Below are 16,552 nucleotides of genomic sequence, written 5' to 3' on the forward strand. Positions count from 1 at the left end.
CGGGCGTGATACGCCGCGCCGCACGTTCGCAACGCCTGGTTCACTGGCCATCCGGCCGACTGTCAGTCGCCGCCGCCGCATGTCATGATTTGCCTCAAGGTTGCAGGCAGACGTGGCATCGGCGGCGGATTGTCTTGTTGTACGGTGTTCTGTACAATGGAACATCCGATGGATAGCTGTCTTGTCCCACATGTTTTCCCGCCAGGGAGGCCCGTGAAAGCAGCGCTGCCAACCCAATCTGACAGGAGCGACCGGAGCGAAACCACTCAGGTCGGGAACCCGCAAATGAACGTTCTAACTTATAGCGAAGCGCGTGCCGGCTTCAAGCAGGCAATGGATGACGTGTGCCGCGACCATACGCCGATGATGATCACGCGGCAAAGCGGCGAGCATGTCGTGATGGTGTCGCTCGATGATTTCAATGCGATGCAGGAAACCCTGTATCTGTTGAGCTCGCCGAAGAACGCTGAACGGCTTGCACGTTCCATTGCCCAGGTGAAGGCCGGCAAGGCGGTTCGACGCAACCTGCTGACACATGAGCAATCAGAAGAGCCGCAACAAAGAGGCCGCAAGGGCTGATGCCGCGTTTGCCTTCACGGACGAAGCGTGGGAAGACTATCTGCACTGGCAGCAGACCGATCACAAGGTTCTGCGCAACATCAACGCACTGCTCGAGGAGTGCCGGCGCGATCCGTTCAGGGGAACCGGCAAGCCCGAGCCGCTGGTGGGTAATCTGAGCGGCTTCTGGTCGAGGCGCATCACGCGGGCGGACCGCCTCGTGTATCTGCCGGAAGACGGTTTGATCTATGTGATCGCCTGCCGTTTCCACTACGAGTGAGCGAATGAGCGGGTGTGCGTGGCGGCGCGGTTGCGAAACCGCGCCGAACGCGCCAGACGCGCAACCACCGCGCGGTTCAACCGGAACGGGCCCGCGTGCCGGGCAGCACGACCGAAAGCAGCGGCCAGCCGAGGTTCACGCCGAGGCTCGCGGCGACGATCAACGCCATGCCAGCGAGTTGCAGCGGCAAGAGCGCGCGGCCGTAGACGAGCGCATCGACGGCGATGGCCGTGAGCGGATAGACGAACAGCAGCACGGCGATGACGGGCGTCTGCAGCTTCGGCAGCGCGCCATAGATCAGCACGTACGAGAGGCCGGTATGGAGCACGCCCATGCCGACGACCCAGAACCACTGCTGCGGCGAAAGATGTACCGACCCAAGCGGTGCAACGAATGCCGCAATCAAAGGCAGACAGACCACGCCCACCAGACATTGCGCGAGCGTCAACAGATGCGGGCGCAGGTCGCCAAGGCTCTTCGCGATCAGCGTGACGCTCGCGTACAGCACCGAGCCGGCGAGCGCTTCGCCGATCCCGATCAGGTAGCTCGCATGGCCCTGCACGTTCCCGCTCGCGATCACACCCGAAGCGAGCACGAGCCCGACGAACGCCGTGCCGATCCAGCCGAGGCGGTCGATGCCGAGCCGCTCGTTGAAGAGCGCCGCGCCCATCAGCACGACCCAGAACGGCTGCACATGAAACACGACCGTCGCGACGGCGATGCTCGTGCGATGAATCGAATCGAAGAATCCTACCCACTGCGTGACCATCAGCACGCCCGAGATGACAGCGAGCGTCACCGTGCGTCGCGTGAAAAAGCGGCGCGCGAAGAAGCCTTTCCACGCGCAGTACGCGAAGAGCGCGAGAAAACCGAACAGGCAGCGAAAAAACACGAGCGTGAGCGCGCCGAGCCGCGCCTCTTCGACAAAGATCCCGATGGTGCCCATCAGCAGTCCGCCGGCGGCCAGTGTGACGGCCCCTTGCTGGCGTTCGGTGATGTTCATGAAAAATAGCTCCCTCGCATGCGTCGACGAACCGAGTATCGATGACTTGCCGGGCACTCACAAACGAATTAAATTGAGAAATCCCATAAGCCAAATTGATAAATCATGCATCCCGAATTCGATGTCGATCTGTTGCGTACGTTCGTCGCGGTGGTGGAGGCGGGCAGTTTCACGAAGGCGTCGGTGACGGTGCACCGGTCGCAGGCGGCCGTCAGCATGCAGATCAAGCGGCTGGAACGCATGCTGGACACGACGCTCTTCATGCGCGACACGCGCAATCTCGCGCTGACGCGTCCGGGCAACACGCTGCTCGAATACGCGCGGCGGATGCTCGATCTGCACGAGGAAGCGTGGTCGGCGATTGCGCGGCCGGATGTGAGCGGGCGCGTCGTGCTCGGCGCGCCGGACGATTACGTGTCGTCGCTGCTTTCGCCGGTGTTGCGGCGCTTTTCGAACCTGTATCCGCGCGTGGAGATCGAGATCGTCTGCGCGCAAAGCACGGCGCTCGCACCGATGCTGGCCGACAACAAGATCGATCTCGCGTTCGTCACGCGTGACCGCAGGCTGCGCGGCGACTTCGTGCGTCGGGAGGAGATGGTGTGGGTCGGCGCGCCCGACGATACCTCGGTGCTCGCGACGTCGCCGCTACCGGTCGGGCTGTACGAGCATGGCTGCGTCGCGCGGGCGCATACGCTCGCGGCGCTCAACGGCGCGGGCATCAAGTACCGCGCCGCGTATAGCAGCGCGAGTCTGCTGGGGCTCGTGGCAACCGTCGATGCGGGGCTTGCCGTCGTGGCGCTCGCGCGTTGCAGCGTGCCGTCGCGGCTCTCGATTTACGGCGAGGCGCAGGGGCTGCCGGTCATCGAACCACTGGAGATCGTCGTTGCCCGCAGCGCGAAATCCGACCGTCCGACGTGCGACTATCTCGCCGCGCAGATGATGCAGGATCTGTCGGTGCGCGCTCAGGCGCGCGCGTAGCCTGTCACTTCGCCGTCGACGGCGAGCCGCACATGCTCGCCAGGCTGCGGGCTGCGATAACCCGGCACGCGGGCGCGAATCGCGGTGCCGTTCAGCGGCACAGCCTTGCCGTTTGTGTTCGCCGCGTCATCGTCCAGCAACTGCAGTACGACGCTGGCGTCCTGGCCGTTGAACGTCACTTCGCGCACGACCGCGCCGAACGTCGGCACGCCGTCGCGCGTCAGGTCGTGCGCGTGCAGCACGTGAATCTGTTCGGGGCGCACCATGACATCGATCGGTCCGTCCGCCACGGGCGCCGACAGCTTCAGTTCACCGAGCGCGCACCGGGCGATATCGGATGACGCGATGCCCGGCAGCAGCACCGCTTCGCCGACAAATGAAGCGAGTTCGCGTGAGACAGGTCGCCGGTAGAGCGTTTGCGGCGTCGCGGTCTGGATCAGCTTGCCGTTCCACAACACGGCAACTTCGTGCCCGAGCGAAAGCGCTTCCGACTGGTCGTGCGTGACGAGCACCGCGGTCGCACCCGCGGCGGCGAGCGCATCCGCTACCGCCTGGCGCGTTTCGAGCCGCAGCGCGGCGTCGAGCGACGAGAACGGCTCGTCGAGCATGACGAGCGTCGGCGAGGGCGCGAGCGCGCGGGCCAGTGCGACACGCTGCTGCTGCCCGCCGGACAACTGCTGCGGCGCGCGGTTTGCATAATCGGGCGCGAGGCCCACAAGTTCCAGCAGTTCCGCGACGCGATGCTGCGCACGACGCTGTCCACGTGGCAGGCCGAACACGATGTTGTCGGCAACCGAAAGATGGGGAAACAGCGCGCCTTCCTGCGGCACATAGCCGATACGCCGCAGCTCGGACGGCAGATGCAGGTTGTCGCCCGCGACCCGGCGGCCGTCGATTTCGATCGTGCCACTATCGGCGTGCTCGAAGCCGCACAGCACGCGCAGCAGCGTGGTCTTGCCGCTGCCGGACGGACCCAGCAGTGCCAGCAGCGTGCCGCGCTCGACTGAAAGATCGATGCCGTGCAGCACCGTGTGACCGTCGAAGGACTTGTGCAGCCCGCTGATACGAAGATTGCTCATGTGAACCAGATGGAAAAAGCGGGGCGTCGGGGTGTTGTGAGGCGTGCGGATGCGCGCAATTATGCGTCGATTCTGTGTCCGTCAGCGATGTGCGGCGCGGTTTTGGCGCAAGGCGGGCTGTGAAACGGACTCCGAAGCCGGCTGTGATGCCGCCCGCAAAGCGGGATTGTGATCGCGCCCGAGCAGCGCCGAGCGGCCGAGCAGCGCGAACAGCAGGCCGGAGGCGCACAGCGAAATGGCCGTCAGCAGCGCGGCGTAAGGCGCGGCGGCGGCGAACGCGAGCGTCGAGGTATCGGACCATACCTGCGTCGCGAGCGTATGCGTGCCGATCGGCGAGAGCAGCAGCGTCGCGTTGAGTTCGGTGACGACCGAAATGAAAACCATCGAAGCCGCCGCACCGAGGCCCGGGCCCGCCAGCGGCAGCAGCACACGAAGGAGCGTCTGCGTCCAGTTCAGACCGAGCGCGCGGGCGGTTTCCTCGAGACGCGGTTGCGCCTGCGCGAGGGCGGCGCGCACGCTGACGAGCGCGAGCGGCATGAAGAGGATCGCGTAGGCGATCACGAGCAGCGTCGCGCCCTGATACAGCGGTTGCAGCGCATGCACGGCGAGCGAGACGATCGCGAGCGCGATCACGAGCCCGGGCACGCCCTGCGCGAGAAACACGGTGCGCTCGAAGACGGTCGCGAGCCGTCCGGGAAAACGCACGAGAAGAAACGCGAGCGGAATGACGAGCGCAGTTGTGACGAGCGCGGCGGCAAGCCCAAAACCGACCGACGACATCGTCGCGTTGAACAGCAGTTCCGGCGACACCTCGGCCGGCGTGACAGCCGCCGCGCCTTCCTGCGTGAGCCAGAAGCCGATCATGCCGAGCGGCACGCCGAGCGTGACGATCGCGAGCGTGGCGAAGCCGCCAGTCACGATCCAGCGCCACTTGCCGAGGTCATAGCGCAGCGCGGCGCGGCGCGCGCCGCGATCGACGCGCTCATACCGCGCACCGCCGCGCACGCGAAATTCGAACGCGAGGCATACGAGACACAGCGCGATCAGCAGGCACGCCATCACCGAAGCGCCGCTGCTGTCGAAGCTCGTGCGGAACTCGGCGTAGATCTGCGTGGTGAATGTGCGAAAACGCAGCAGCTGGAACGCACCGAATTCGGACAGCACGCCGAGCGCCACAAGCAGCATGCCGCCGAGGAGAGCAGGGCGCAGTTGCGGCAGCACCACGCGGATGAACGTGGCATAGCGTCCGCAGCCCAGCGCGCGTGCGCTTTCCTCGAGCGCCGGATCCATGCCGCGCAGCGAGGCGGCCACCGGCAGATACACGAGCGGAAAATACGCCGACGTGATCACCAGCAGCGCGCCCGCGAAGTCCTGCAAATCGAGACTCAGCGACACCCACGCGTAACTCGTGATGAACGGCGGCATCGCGAGCGGCGCGGCGGCGAGCACGGCCCACACACGACGTCCCGGTACATGCGTGCGTTCGACGAACCACGCGGCGGCCGTGCCGATCACGCTGCACGTAAGCGTCGCGCTGACGGTAATCATCAGCGTATTGACGAACAGTTCGCCGACGAGCGGTCTGAACACGAGTTCGAGCGTGTCGTCGAAACCGAACGTCGTCGCGCGATAAAACGTAAACGCGAGCGGCAGCAGCACCAGCAATGCGCTGATTGCCGCTGCCGCCAGCAGACCGCGCGGCGCGCGTTTCGTGGCGCGCGCCGGTGCGGGAGCCGCCGTGGCGGCAATGACTATTTCACTCATCGATGGCGCGTTACAGCAGGCCCGCCTGACGCAGCAGCTTGCCGGCCTGGCTGTCGTCGCCGAGCTGTTCGAGCGTGAGCGCCGGCGGCGTCAGTTCAGCGAACGGCTTGAGGATCGGGTCGGCCGCGACACCCGCGTGCAGCGGATATTCGTAGCTGACGCGGCTCTTCGCCATCAGGCTCTGCGCGCGTTCGCTGACCAGATACTTCAGGAACTGCTGCGCGCCATCCGGGTTGTGCGCGGTTTTCAGCACGGCCGCACCCGACACGTTCACGAGTGCGCCCGCGTCGCCGTTGCCGTAGTGATAGATCGCGCTGCGCGTGGCCTTGTCGCCGAGTTCGGTGTGCAGGCGTGCCCAGTAGTAGTTGTTGATGATGCCGGTGTCGACGCCGCCACGGTTGACGGCGGCGACCACGCCTTCGTCGTCATCGAAAATCTGCGCGTTCTTTTTCAGGCCCTTGAGCCATTGCAGCGTCTCGTCATGGCCCTTCAGCGCGAGCACGGCGCTCACGAGCGGCAGGAAGTCGCCGTCGCTCGGTGCAATGCCGACGCGGCCTTTCCACTCGGGCTTCGTCAGATCGAACAGCGAAGGCGGCAGTTGCGACGGCTGCAGTTTCGTCGTGTTGTACGCGAGCACGTTTTCACGCGCTGTCACGCCGACCCACTGGCCCGCCGGCGAGCTGAAACGCGCGGGGATCGTCGCGAGCGTCGCGGGGGCGACCTTCGCGAGCATGCCCTTTTCCTCGAGCAGCATCAGTTCGGGCGAGTTTTCCGTGAAGTACACGTCGGCCGGTGTCGCCGAGCCTTCCGCGACGAGCTGCGCCGCGAGCGCCGGACCTTCGCCGCTGCGGATCTTCACCGAAATGCCCGATTCCTTTTGGAAGTCCTTCGCGAGCATGTCGACAACCTGCTCGTGCTGCGCGCTGTACAGCACGAGCGAAGCAGCGTGCGCGGCAGGCGCCGTCAGCGGCAGCGACAGTGCGGCGGCGATGAACGACGCGCCAAGGCGCGCGCGAAACCAGGATTGAGTCATGATTCTTATATCCCCTTGATGTGTTGATCCAATGCGTTGTGTGCGCGGTGCGGGCCCAGGGCTTGAAGCGACGCCCATGCGGCCCGCGCGGCCTATGTTTCGAACAGACCCGCGCCGATGTACGAACCCGGCCGCGCGCCCGGCGGGCAGGCGAATATCGCGCTGCCGACGTGCGTCGTGAACTGGTTCATCATGTCGAACTTCGAGAGCTTTTCGTTGATCGGAATGAAGCCGGTGCGCGGATCGCCCTGATGCGCGATGAAAATGAGTCCGGCGTCGTACTCCGTTTCCTGGCGCCATGGCGGCCAGCGCTCGATGTAGAAATTCGTGCCGTCGTTGTACGAATACGAGCGGCGCAGAATCTGCGCGCCGTTGTTCGATGCCTCATTCGAGAGCCGCACGTGCGCGTTCTGCGCGATGACCGGATTGCCGTCCTTGTCCTCGGCTTTCAGGTCGAGCGCGTCGAATTCGTTTTTCATGCCGATTGGCGCGCCGCTGTACTTGTGCCGGCCGAACACTTCTTCCTGGAAGCCGAGCTCCATCTGGTCCCAGTGTTCGAGCGTGATGCGGATACGGCGCACGACCGTGTACGTGCCGCCCTGCATCCACGGCGCGTCGGGCGCGTTGGCCCAGACGAACTGGTTCATCAGCGGCGCTTTCGCTATCGAAGGATTGTTCGTTCCGTCCTTGAAGCCCATCAGGTTGCGAGGCGTCTGCCCGCGCGGACCGGACAGGAAACCCGCCTGGCCCCAGCGCATCGCGATCGCGCCGTAACCCATGCGCGCGAGTTGCCGCACCGCATGGAACGCGACCTGCGGATCGTTCGCGCACGCCTGGATGTAGAGGTCGCCGCCGGTCTTCTGCGCGACCAGCTGGTCGCCGTTAAAGCGCGGCAGGTCGACGAGCGCGGCGGGCCGGCGGTTCGCGATGCCGTAGCGGTCCTTACCCTCCTGCGTGAAGAGGCCAGGGCCGAAGCCGAACGTGATCGTGAGACCCTGCGGGCCGAGGCCGAGGATATCGGCCGAATCGGGCGCGGGTTTGTCGTCGGGCGTGTCGAGTGGGGCGGCGGTCGCGCCCTGTGTCATGCGCGCGGCGGCGTCGGTCCATGCGCGCAGGAGGCCGATCACGTCGTCGCGCTTGCCGGTCGTGAGATCGAACGCCGCGACATACGTATGGCTCTGCTGCGGCGTGACGATGCCGCCCTGATGCGCGCCGAAGAACGGCTCGACAGCGCGCTGCGGATCGTCCGCATGGGGCTTGCCGGGCGCAGCCTGGGCCGCCTGGGCGACGCCCGTCGCGCCAAGCCCGGCGCCCGCCGCCACCGCGGCGCCGCCTGCCTTGAGAAACCCGCGTCGCGACGGGCGCGCTGGGGGTGTGGGGTCGTTTGCCATATTGCTTACTTCGCGAGCACGAGCGTGTTCACGTCATCCTGTACGTAGTAGAAACCATCGCCTTGCGGCGTCATTGCAATGCCGAACAGGTCGCCATTACCCGGCGGCGATTGCGCCTTGTCCGTGTCGATCCAGCGTGCGTACAGCTGCTTGCCTTCGACCGGATCGATTTCGACGACCTGGCCGTTGAGCGCGTTCGTCACGAGCAGATGGCCGTTCGGCGCCGTCACCATCGCGAGCGGGCGGTGCAGCAGACCGTCGGCGCTGACCTGACGGCCGACGCCCGCGCTCGTATCGCGCGTCATCGGTTCGTCGATTTCGGTCACGCGGTTGCCGATCGCATCGGACACATACAGCAGCGACTGGTCCTTCGACAGCGCGAGGCCCGTCGGTCCGACGAGGAACACGCCCTTGTCGGCCTGCGCGCCAAAGCCGCTGCCGACGACCGTTTCCTTCTTCACGACCGGCGACTTGCCCTGCGGGATGTCGAGGTCGAGCCGCAGCACCGTGGCCTGCTTGAACACGGGCGGCGTGCCATCGGCACCACCGACGCCGAAGCCCGCGTTGCTCACGAAGAGCGTCGCGCTCGTGCCGTTATCGACGACGGCCATGTTGCCCCACGGGTCGTTGATGTTCGGGCTCACGATCGTCGATGCCACCTTGCCCTGCGGGTCGAGCACGATCAGGCAGCCGGCGCCCTTCGTGCCGGTGGTGCCGTCATTGCTCGGCGTGCTGCCGACGATCACCCAGCCCGACTTCAGCATCGTCATCGCGGTCGACAGGCCGATGCCGCCCGGGCATGCCTTCAGGTCGCGCGGCACGGTGGCGAACGTCGACATCTGCTTCGTGTCGGGGTGATAGTCGATGATCGTGCTGCCGGTGCCCTGCAGGTTCGTCGCGTTGTTGAAGTTGCCGACCAGCACGTCGCCCTGTTTGACCGTGCCAGCGGAAACGGGCGCGACGACAATCGCGTACGGGTTCTGGTCGCCGTTGTCGGGCACCGTGTTGATGAGCGTCTCGTGATGTTTCAGCGTCTCGAGAAAGCCCTTCGGTTCCGCGTGTGCCGCGCCCGCGGCGAACAGTGCGGCGAAGGTCAGCGCGGCGGTGAGCGTGGCGCGGGGGGTGCCCGTCGTGCGGCGTGCTGCCTGGCGCGTGGGGTAGGTCATATATGTCTCCGTGCCGCTCGCGCAAAACGTTGATGCCGTCATGATCGAATGCGTAGGGTTCGGTTAAGTAAGGAAAGCGTTAGAACGTGATGTTGGTTCGCACGCCGATCACAAACGTATTGCGCAGTGCCTGGGTCGGGTCGTTCGGGTTCTGGCCCGCGCCTGCGTTGAACGTGTACTGCGCGTCGGCCTGCAACTGCCACCACGGCGTGACCTGATACTGATAGGTCGCTTCCAGCACCGTTTCGCTGTTGCGGATCGGATACGGGCCGCCGCTGAACGTGAGGTTGTCGCTATCGAAGTCGCGGGCGTGGCTGCCGACCTTGATGTACGTCAGCGCGATGCCGGCGGAGTCGTCGTCGCGACCGGCGAACGGCGCCTTCAGCACGAGGCCGAGGTTGGCGCTGGCGCTGATCAGGTTGCGGTCGCCCGGCGCGCCCATCACGCGCATGAACACACCGAGACTGCGCGGCTCGTCCGGATCGGGGCGCCAGACCATCTGGTCAGCGACCGCGTAAAAGCTGTAGTCGCCGTGATGCGATTGCGGCGTGCCGGTCGAGAGCGCTGTGTTCGCGAGCGGCACGCCCGTGTTGTCGAAGCGCTGGTCGTCGAAGCGGCCGCTGTTGTACCAGACGCCGACCTTGTACGTGCCCGGCAAACCGCTCTGGCTTACGCCGACCATTTCGCCGTCAGCCGGCTGGTTGATCGCGTACTGCAACTCGCCGATGAAGAGCGCGCCGTTGTGCAGGTTGAAGTTCGTGCCGCTGAGGTTGTCCGGATTGTTGCCGAGCGGATCGCCGTCGAAAACGCCGGCCAGCGCGGTGAGCGAGGGCGTGATCTGTCCGCGCACGCGCACACCGAGCGCCGCCAGCGGATACGCCGGGCCACCCGACGGCATGTCATACGAAGGCACACCTGGCCAGCCGAACATCGTGTTCACGAAGAGCGCCGAATACTGGCTCGTCATGAACTCCTGGTCGATACTCTGCTGACCGACCTTGATGTCGACACGCTTGTTGAGCAGTGACTGCTGGTACCACAACTCCCACAGACGGGTTGTTGCCTGCGCCTCGATACCGCTTGCCGTATTCAACGTGCCGAGCTTGTTTTCGCTCAGATTCTGGCCGTGAATCTGCAACGCGCTCACGTTGAACAAGCCGCCTGGCAGACCGAACGCTTTTTGCGTATCGACCTGCACGGTGGCTGTCGTCAAACCGTCGTAATCGCCGCCGCGCGCGAGACCGCCGCGCAGGTTCGCGAGATATTCGCTGGTTTCGGTGAGGCCGAACGTCACGCCGTACTTGCCGAGCCACGGACGTATGCCGCCGATATCGCCCAGCAGCGTTTCACGTGTCCACACACCGGTCCATTGATCCGCGGGCTGCGCCTTGATGTTCAGATCGGCTTCGGGTGCTTCGGGCGTGGCATCGGGACTTGCCGCCGCGTAAGCCGCACTGCCGGCCATGCTCGCCAATGCGAACGCTGTATAGAACGCCGCCCTGCGAAGGGGTGGAACGCGCATCGCGCGAATACGCGACGGGGTCTTCGCACGCGGACGCGCTGTACGAGCGAGTCGGGTGGACCGGGCGAGCTTCATCGAAATCCTTGTTGTTGGTATTTGCGTAACGATTTTCGAGGCGAGAGATGCAATAGCCGGAAATCAGGTCGCGGCAGAGGTCGGTGATATGACGCACTGCGGATGTCACGAATCGTACGCATCCCGTATATCGCAGTCAACACAAATGAGAATGATTCGCATATACATTACTTATATATATACAAAAGATTGACGGACTCCGATAAAAACCATTTGCGCGTAATTTTTAAGAAATACAAACGTAATTGCATTGAAAGAATATGTTCGATTTATCGACAAGGATGGCTGGATAACCGCGCATCGAATCGTCGATATTCGCGGGGCACAATGGGATGAGCGTGCGGCCACGATCACGTGCGAGGGCACGCGCGGCGCGCGGTGCGTACCGAAAACCGCCCAGCGCGCGACGTTGCGCGGCGTTAAGATTGCTTGCGCAGCGCGTCCATTCGACTCTGCCCGCGTGGCTTTCGCTTACGTTCTGATCCTGATTTCGATGCGACCCGGCAGGAGCCCTCGATGACCCCTTCACTCGATCTCGACCGCTATTTCGCGCGGATCGGCTACGCCGGCCCGCGAACGCCGACGCTCGATGTCCTGAGCGACGTGCAGCGTCTGCACGCGCACGCGATCCCATTCGAAAACCTCGATCCGCTGACGGGCCGCCGTGTCTCGCTCGAACTGGAGGACGTGGTCGACAAGCTGGTGGTGCGCCGTCGCGGCGGTTACTGCTTCGAGCAGAACCGGCTGTTCGCGCACGCGCTGATGCAGCTCGGTTTTGCCGTGACACCGCTGATCGCGCGCGTGTTGTGGGGCCGCGATCCGGACGCCGTGCCGGCGCGCACGCACATGCTGATGCGCGTCGATCTCGACGGCGAGCCGTGGATAGCCGATGTCGGCTTCGGCTCGGCGACACTGACGTCGCCGCTGCGCCTGATCGCGGACGAAGTGCAGCAGACCACGCTCGAAGCGTTCCGGCTCGCAAATGCATCGCACGGTGCGTTCGATCTCGAACTGCAAACCGGCGACACCTGGGCGAAGGTGTATCGCTTCGATCTGAACCGCGTCGAATGGATCGATTACGAAGTAGGCAACTGGTACACGTCGACGTATCCGACGTCGTTCTTCACGACGGATCTCGTGGTGACGCGGGTCGTGCCGGAAGGCCGCGCGAATCTCTTCGACGATCGCCTGACTGTGCGCACGAAAACGGGCCACGTGACCGAACGGCAGATCGGCGATGCGAGCGAGCTCGCCGACGTGCTGCGCGGCCTTTTCGGCATCGATACGGGCGATATCGATATCGCGGCCGTGTTCGGGCGCGTGAAAGGGCGCGCGGCGCGCACATAGGCGCCTGAAACCATGATCACGCGGCTCATTGTCCAGACCGTGCTGTGGCTCGTGGGCATGGGCGTGCTGATGTTCGTCGCGGCCGGCACGTGGGCGTGGCCGGCGGCATGGTGTTACCTGGTTGAGATGGGGGCGCTCGGGTTGTGGATCGGCCTGCGGCTCGCACGGGACGATCCCGGTCTGCTCGAAGAGCGGCTCAAGCCGTTCGTGCAGCACGACCAGAGCGCCTGGGACAAGTGCTTCATGGCCGCCGTCGCGATCGTGTGGTGTGCGTGGCTCGTGCTGATGGCGCTCGATGCACGACGCTGGCAGTGGTCGTCCATGCCGGCATGGCTGCACGTTGCCGGCGCGATCGCGATGTTTCTGTGCGTCTGGATGACGGGGTACGTGTTCCGTGCGAACAGCTTCGCCGCGCCCGTCGTCAAGGTGCAGGCCGCACGCGGACATCGGGTCTGCGACACCGGCCCGTATGCGTGGGTGCGCCACCCGATGTATGCGGCGGCGATCCTGTTTTTCGTCGGCTCACCACTGCTACTCGGCTCCTGGTGCGGGCTCGCGTGCCTGCCGGTGCTGGTGGCCGGCATCGGCTGGCGCGCCGTGATGGAAGAGCGCACGCTCGCCACGCAGTTGCCCGGCTATGCGGACTACGCCGCGCGCGTCAGATACCGGCTGGTGCCGGGCGTATGGTGAACCGGTGAATCGGTAGCGATTGCGCTGGCGTCGGCATGAACGACAAAACGCACGCGCGGGTGCGCCAGCTTGAAGCACGGGCGAGTGAGCTTGCACCAACCTGTCTAGACAAAATGCCCCATTGCAGCGCGAATATCCTCACTGCCCGCAGGCAGATTTCCTCCTGGAAGCGCCTCTGAAAGCCTTTATATATAGGGCTTACCCGAACATTTGGCGGTTTTTCGACAAATTTTCTTGCGACTGCTTTTTGTCTCGTGCAGACTTGTCTATACAAATTCGCCGGGCGGGTAATCGCTTGTCAGGTGAGCCGGTGGTTCCTCAATCCATGGAGATTCGACGTGAAGGTCAAGCGCACTACGTTGGCAAAGGCATTGGTTGGCGCAGTTCTCTGCACCGCGGCGGCAATCGCGGCACCCGTGCAGGCGAAGGAATGGAAGTCCGTCACGGTCGCACTCGAAGGCGGTTACGCGCCGTGGAACCTGACGCTGCCAGGCGGCAAGCTGGGCGGCTTCGAACCGGAACTGGTCGCGAACCTGTGCACCCGCGTCAAGATTCAATGCAACCTCGTCGCCCAGGACTGGGACGGCATGATTCCCGGTCTGCAGGCCGGCAAGTTCGACGTGCTGATGGACGCGATCTCGATCACGCCTGAGCGCGAAAAGATCCTTGCCTTCTCGCGGCCGTACGCCGCGACGCCCGCCACGTTCGCCGTGACCGACCCGAAGGTGCTGCCGAAGGCATCGCCCACGGCGGCGGCCATCAAGCTGACGGGCGACCCGAAAACCGACCAGCCGACCGTCGACGCACTGCGCAAGCTGCTGAAGGGCAGGACGATCGGTATCCAGTCGGGCACCGTCTATACGAAGTTCATCAACGACGGCTTCAAGGACATCGCCACGATCCGCGTCTACAAGACTTCGCCGGAACGCGATCTGGATCTGGTCGCGGGCCGCATCGACGCATCGTTTGACGACGTGACGTATTACGTCGCGAACAGCGACAAGAAAGAAAACGCATCGATCATGCTGGCTGGACCGAAGATCGGCGGCCCGATCTGGGGCCCGGGTGAAGGCCTCGCGTTCCGCAAGCAGGACGCCGACCTGAGAGCGAAGTTCGACACGGCAATCAGCGCCGCGCTCGCGGACGGCACGGTGAAAAAGCTGGCCGAAAAATGGTTCAAGACCGACGTCACGCCCTGAGTTCCTGGCCGGCATGACCGCGCCGCGCCGCCTCGGTCACGGCGGGCGGCGCCCGCATGCAGTATCGCTGTAACGGTTCGCCCGGCAGGTGTGGCACGCGAACCACCGGTTCATCGATGGTACAGGTTGAGGAGTAGCGAATGGCTCTGATCGGAATGCTCGGCTTCGGGCCGGAGGGCTGGGGCGGCGTGTTGCTGCTCGCGGCGTTGATGACAGTCGCGCTGACGCTCGCCGCGCTTGCAGTGGGCGCCGTGTTCGGCGGGTTTGTCGCCGCGGCCAAACTGTCGCGCTATCGCACGTTGCGCGTGACCGGCGATTTCTACACGACGGTGTTTCGCGGCGTGCCCGAACTCCTCGTCATCTATCTGTTCTACTTCGGCGGCTCGACGCTCGTCACCACAATCGGTCAGTGGTTCGGCGCGGAAGGCTTCGTCGGCGTGCCGCCGTTCGTCATCGGCGCGCTGGCCGTCGGCATGATTTCCGGCGCGTATCAGGCGGAGGTCTACCGCTCGGCGGTGCTGGCGGTGTCGAAGGGCGAACTCGAGGCGGCCCGCGCCACCGGCATGCCGACCGCGCTGGTCGCGCGCCGCATCCTGATTCCGCAGGTGCTGCGCTTCGCGCTGCCGGGCATCGGCAACGTATGGCAGCTGAGCCTCAAGGACTCGGCGCTGATCTCCGTCACGGGGCTCGCCGAACTGCTGCGCGCGAGCCAGATCGCAGCGGGATCGACACATCAATATTTCACGTTCTTCGTCGTGGGCGGTGCGCTGTATCTGCTGATGACAGGCATCTCGAACCGCGTCTTCAACCGTGCGGAAGCGCGGGTCGGCCGGTCGTTCAAGCGCAACTTCGCGCGCAACTGACAGGACGCCGCCATCATGCATCTCGACTTCGATTTTCTTTTCGACACGCTGCGCCAACTGGTCGGCGCCGTTCCGGTCACGCTCGGCCTGTTCTTTTCGTCGCTCGTGCTGGGCGGACTGCTTTCGCTCGTGATCGTGACGATGCGCGTGTCGTCGCACTGGCTGCCGAACCGTTTCGCGCGCGGCTATATCCTCGTGTTTCGCGGCTCGCCGCTGCTGATCCAGATGTTCCTCGTGTACTACGGGCTCGGCCAGTTCGGCGTGATCCGCGAGAGTTTCATCTGGCCGCTGCTGCGTGAGCCATACATGTGCGCGGTGCTCTCGCTCGCGCTGTGTACCGCGGGTTATACGGCGGAAATCATTCGCGGCGGCCTGATCGCCGTGCCGGTCGGACAGATCGAGGCGGGCTATTCGATCGGCCTCTCGGGTTTCGCGCTGCTGCGCAGCGTGATCGGCCCGATCGCGCTGCGTCAATGCCTGCCCGCGTATTCGACCGAAGCCGTGCTGCTCGTCAAGTCGACCGCGCTGGCGAGTCTCGTCACCGTGTGGGAAGTGACGGGCGTCGCGCAGCAGATCATCCAGCAGACCTACCGCACGACCGAAGTGTTCATCTGCGCGGCGCTGATCTATCTGTTCCTTAACTTCGTCATCGTGCGTCTGCTCGGTCTGCTTGAACGCCGCCTGTCGCACCATCTGCGCGAGGCGCCGGCCGCAGCCGCGCCGCGCCCGGTTTCCGCCACCAGCGAAGCCCGCCGTGCCGCACCCTGAAGTGCCGCACCCTGAACGGCAGTCATTCTGGAGAATCACATGAACGCTACGACACCCGTTGCATTGTCGGTCAAGAACATTCACAAGTCGTTTGGCGAGCATCATGTGCTCAAGGGCATCTCGCTCGATGCGCACGAGGGCGACGTGATCTCGATCCTCGGCGCGAGCGGTTCGGGCAAGAGCACGTTTCTGCGCTGCCTGAACCTGCTCGAAACACCGGACGACGGTTCGGTATCGCTCGCCGGCGAAGAACTGGAAATGAAGCGTCGCAGCGACGGCAAACTGCAGCCGCGCGACCGGCGTCAGGTGGACCGGATCCGTTCGCAGCTCGGCATGGTGTTCCAGAACTTCAACCTCTGGTCGCACATGACGGTGCTCGAAAACCTGATCGAAGGCCCGATGCGCGTGCTGAAGCGCACGCGCGCCGAATCGGTCGAAGAGGCCGAGGCGCTGCTTGCGAAGGTGGGTCTCTCGGAAAAGCGCAGCCACTATCCGGCGCACCTGTCGGGCGGCCAGCAGCAGCGCGTCGCGATCGCACGCGCGCTCGCCATGCATCCGAAGGTCATGCTGTTCGACGAACCGACTTCGGCGCTCGATCCGGAACTGGTCGGCGAAGTGCTGCGCGTGATGCGTTCACTTGCTGAAGAAGGTCGCACGATGCTGGTGGTCACGCACGAAATGGGTTTCGCGCGGCACGTGTCGAATCGCGTGATGTTCCTGCATCAAGGGCAGGTCGAAGCCGACGGCACGCCCGACGAAGTTTTCGGCGAACTCAAATCCGAGCGCTTCAAGCAGTTCGTTTCGAGCCACCATCACCGTACCGCTAACTGAGCAAC

Annotated in this window: 16 protein-coding genes; 9 read left to right on the plus strand and 7 right to left on the minus strand. The window is 64.6% G+C overall.

Going from position 1 to position 16,552, the window contains the following annotated elements:
- Nucleotides 1-285: 285 nt before the first annotated feature.
- Nucleotides 286-579 (plus strand): type II toxin-antitoxin system Phd/YefM family antitoxin, encoded by a 294-nt coding sequence (locus tag LPA34_RS20725; RefSeq protein ID WP_090537818.1) that lies wholly within the window; start codon nt 286-288, stop codon nt 577-579.
- The gene (locus tag LPA34_RS20730; protein ID WP_228981692.1) at nt 536-838 is read left to right on the plus strand and encodes a Txe/YoeB family addiction module toxin; all 303 of its coding nucleotides are present in this window, start codon (nt 536-538) and stop codon (nt 836-838) included. Before LPA34_RS20725 ends, LPA34_RS20730 begins: the two co-directional genes overlap by 44 nt.
- A 76-nt stretch (nt 839-914) precedes the next feature.
- Here LPA34_RS20730 and LPA34_RS20735 read toward each other — a convergent pair whose 3' ends face one another.
- Nucleotides 915-1,841 (minus strand): DMT family transporter, encoded by a 927-nt coding sequence (locus tag LPA34_RS20735; RefSeq protein ID WP_228981693.1) that lies wholly within the window; start codon nt 1,839-1,841, stop codon nt 915-917.
- Between the two features lie 105 nt (nt 1,842-1,946).
- On the opposite strand from LPA34_RS20735, the gene LPA34_RS20740 reads away from it, so the two are divergent.
- Complete coding sequence (locus LPA34_RS20740) at nt 1,947-2,819, plus strand: LysR substrate-binding domain-containing protein (RefSeq protein ID WP_228981694.1); 873 nt, start codon at nt 1,947-1,949, stop codon at nt 2,817-2,819.
- On the opposite strand, the gene LPA34_RS20745 is transcribed toward LPA34_RS20740, so the two are convergent.
- From LPA34_RS20745 to LPA34_RS20770, 6 genes are all read right to left on the minus strand, one after another.
- On the minus strand, nt 2,804-3,898 hold the full coding sequence (locus LPA34_RS20745) for an ABC transporter ATP-binding protein (RefSeq protein WP_228981695.1): 1,095 nt from the start codon (nt 3,896-3,898) through the stop codon (nt 2,804-2,806). The two genes, LPA34_RS20740 and LPA34_RS20745, sit on opposite strands and share 16 nt — an antisense overlap.
- A gap of 81 nt (nt 3,899-3,979) precedes the next feature.
- Nucleotides 3,980-5,662: an ABC transporter permease gene (locus LPA34_RS20750; RefSeq protein WP_228981697.1), complete on the minus strand. Its 1,683-nt coding sequence runs from the start codon at nt 5,660-5,662 to the stop codon at nt 3,980-3,982.
- A 10-nt stretch (nt 5,663-5,672) separates the two neighbouring features.
- A complete protein-coding gene (locus LPA34_RS20755; protein WP_228981699.1) occupies nt 5,673-6,695 on the minus strand; it encodes an iron ABC transporter substrate-binding protein in 1,023 nt (340 codons plus the stop codon).
- Between the two features lie 92 nt (nt 6,696-6,787).
- Nucleotides 6,788-8,086: an iron uptake transporter deferrochelatase/peroxidase subunit gene (gene efeB, locus LPA34_RS20760; RefSeq protein WP_228981702.1), complete on the minus strand. Its 1,299-nt coding sequence runs from the start codon at nt 8,084-8,086 to the stop codon at nt 6,788-6,790.
- A 5-nt stretch (nt 8,087-8,091) separates the two neighbouring features.
- Entirely contained in the window at nt 8,092-9,252 is a 1,161-nt protein-coding gene (locus LPA34_RS20765; RefSeq protein ID WP_228981705.1) for an NHL repeat-containing protein, read from the minus strand.
- 79 nt (nt 9,253-9,331) lie between these two features.
- On the minus strand, nt 9,332-10,849 hold the full coding sequence (locus LPA34_RS20770) for a carbohydrate porin (RefSeq protein WP_411179021.1): 1,518 nt from the start codon (nt 10,847-10,849) through the stop codon (nt 9,332-9,334).
- 516 nt (nt 10,850-11,365) lie between these two features.
- Here LPA34_RS20770 and LPA34_RS20775 point away from each other — a divergent pair.
- From LPA34_RS20775 to LPA34_RS20800, 6 genes are all read left to right on the plus strand, one after another.
- Nucleotides 11,366-12,196 (plus strand): arylamine N-acetyltransferase family protein, encoded by an 831-nt coding sequence (locus LPA34_RS20775; protein ID WP_228981708.1) that lies wholly within the window; start codon nt 11,366-11,368, stop codon nt 12,194-12,196.
- Nucleotides 12,197-12,208: 12 nt separating this feature from the next.
- Complete coding sequence (locus tag LPA34_RS20780) at nt 12,209-12,886, plus strand: methyltransferase family protein (RefSeq protein WP_228981709.1); 678 nt, start codon at nt 12,209-12,211, stop codon at nt 12,884-12,886.
- A 338-nt stretch (nt 12,887-13,224) separates the two neighbouring features.
- Nucleotides 13,225-14,085, plus strand: a complete 861-nt coding sequence (locus LPA34_RS20785) for a transporter substrate-binding domain-containing protein (RefSeq protein ID WP_228981710.1) — start codon at nt 13,225-13,227, stop codon at nt 14,083-14,085.
- Nucleotides 14,086-14,225: 140 nt separating this feature from the next.
- Complete coding sequence (locus tag LPA34_RS20790) at nt 14,226-14,948, plus strand: ABC transporter permease (RefSeq protein ID WP_228981712.1); 723 nt, start codon at nt 14,226-14,228, stop codon at nt 14,946-14,948.
- Nucleotides 14,949-14,963: 15 nt separating this feature from the next.
- On the plus strand, nt 14,964-15,716 hold the full coding sequence (locus LPA34_RS20795) for an ABC transporter permease (protein WP_228981713.1): 753 nt from the start codon (nt 14,964-14,966) through the stop codon (nt 15,714-15,716).
- Nucleotides 15,717-15,755: 39 nt separating this feature from the next.
- Nucleotides 15,756-16,547: an ABC transporter ATP-binding protein gene (locus LPA34_RS20800; protein WP_228981716.1), complete on the plus strand. Its 792-nt coding sequence runs from the start codon at nt 15,756-15,758 to the stop codon at nt 16,545-16,547.
- The last annotated feature ends 5 nt before the right edge of the window (nt 16,548-16,552 follow it).

Origin of the sequence: Paraburkholderia gardini (assembly GCF_907164575.1) — a bacterium.
Classification (GTDB): domain Bacteria; phylum Pseudomonadota; class Gammaproteobacteria; order Burkholderiales; family Burkholderiaceae; genus Paraburkholderia; species Paraburkholderia gardini.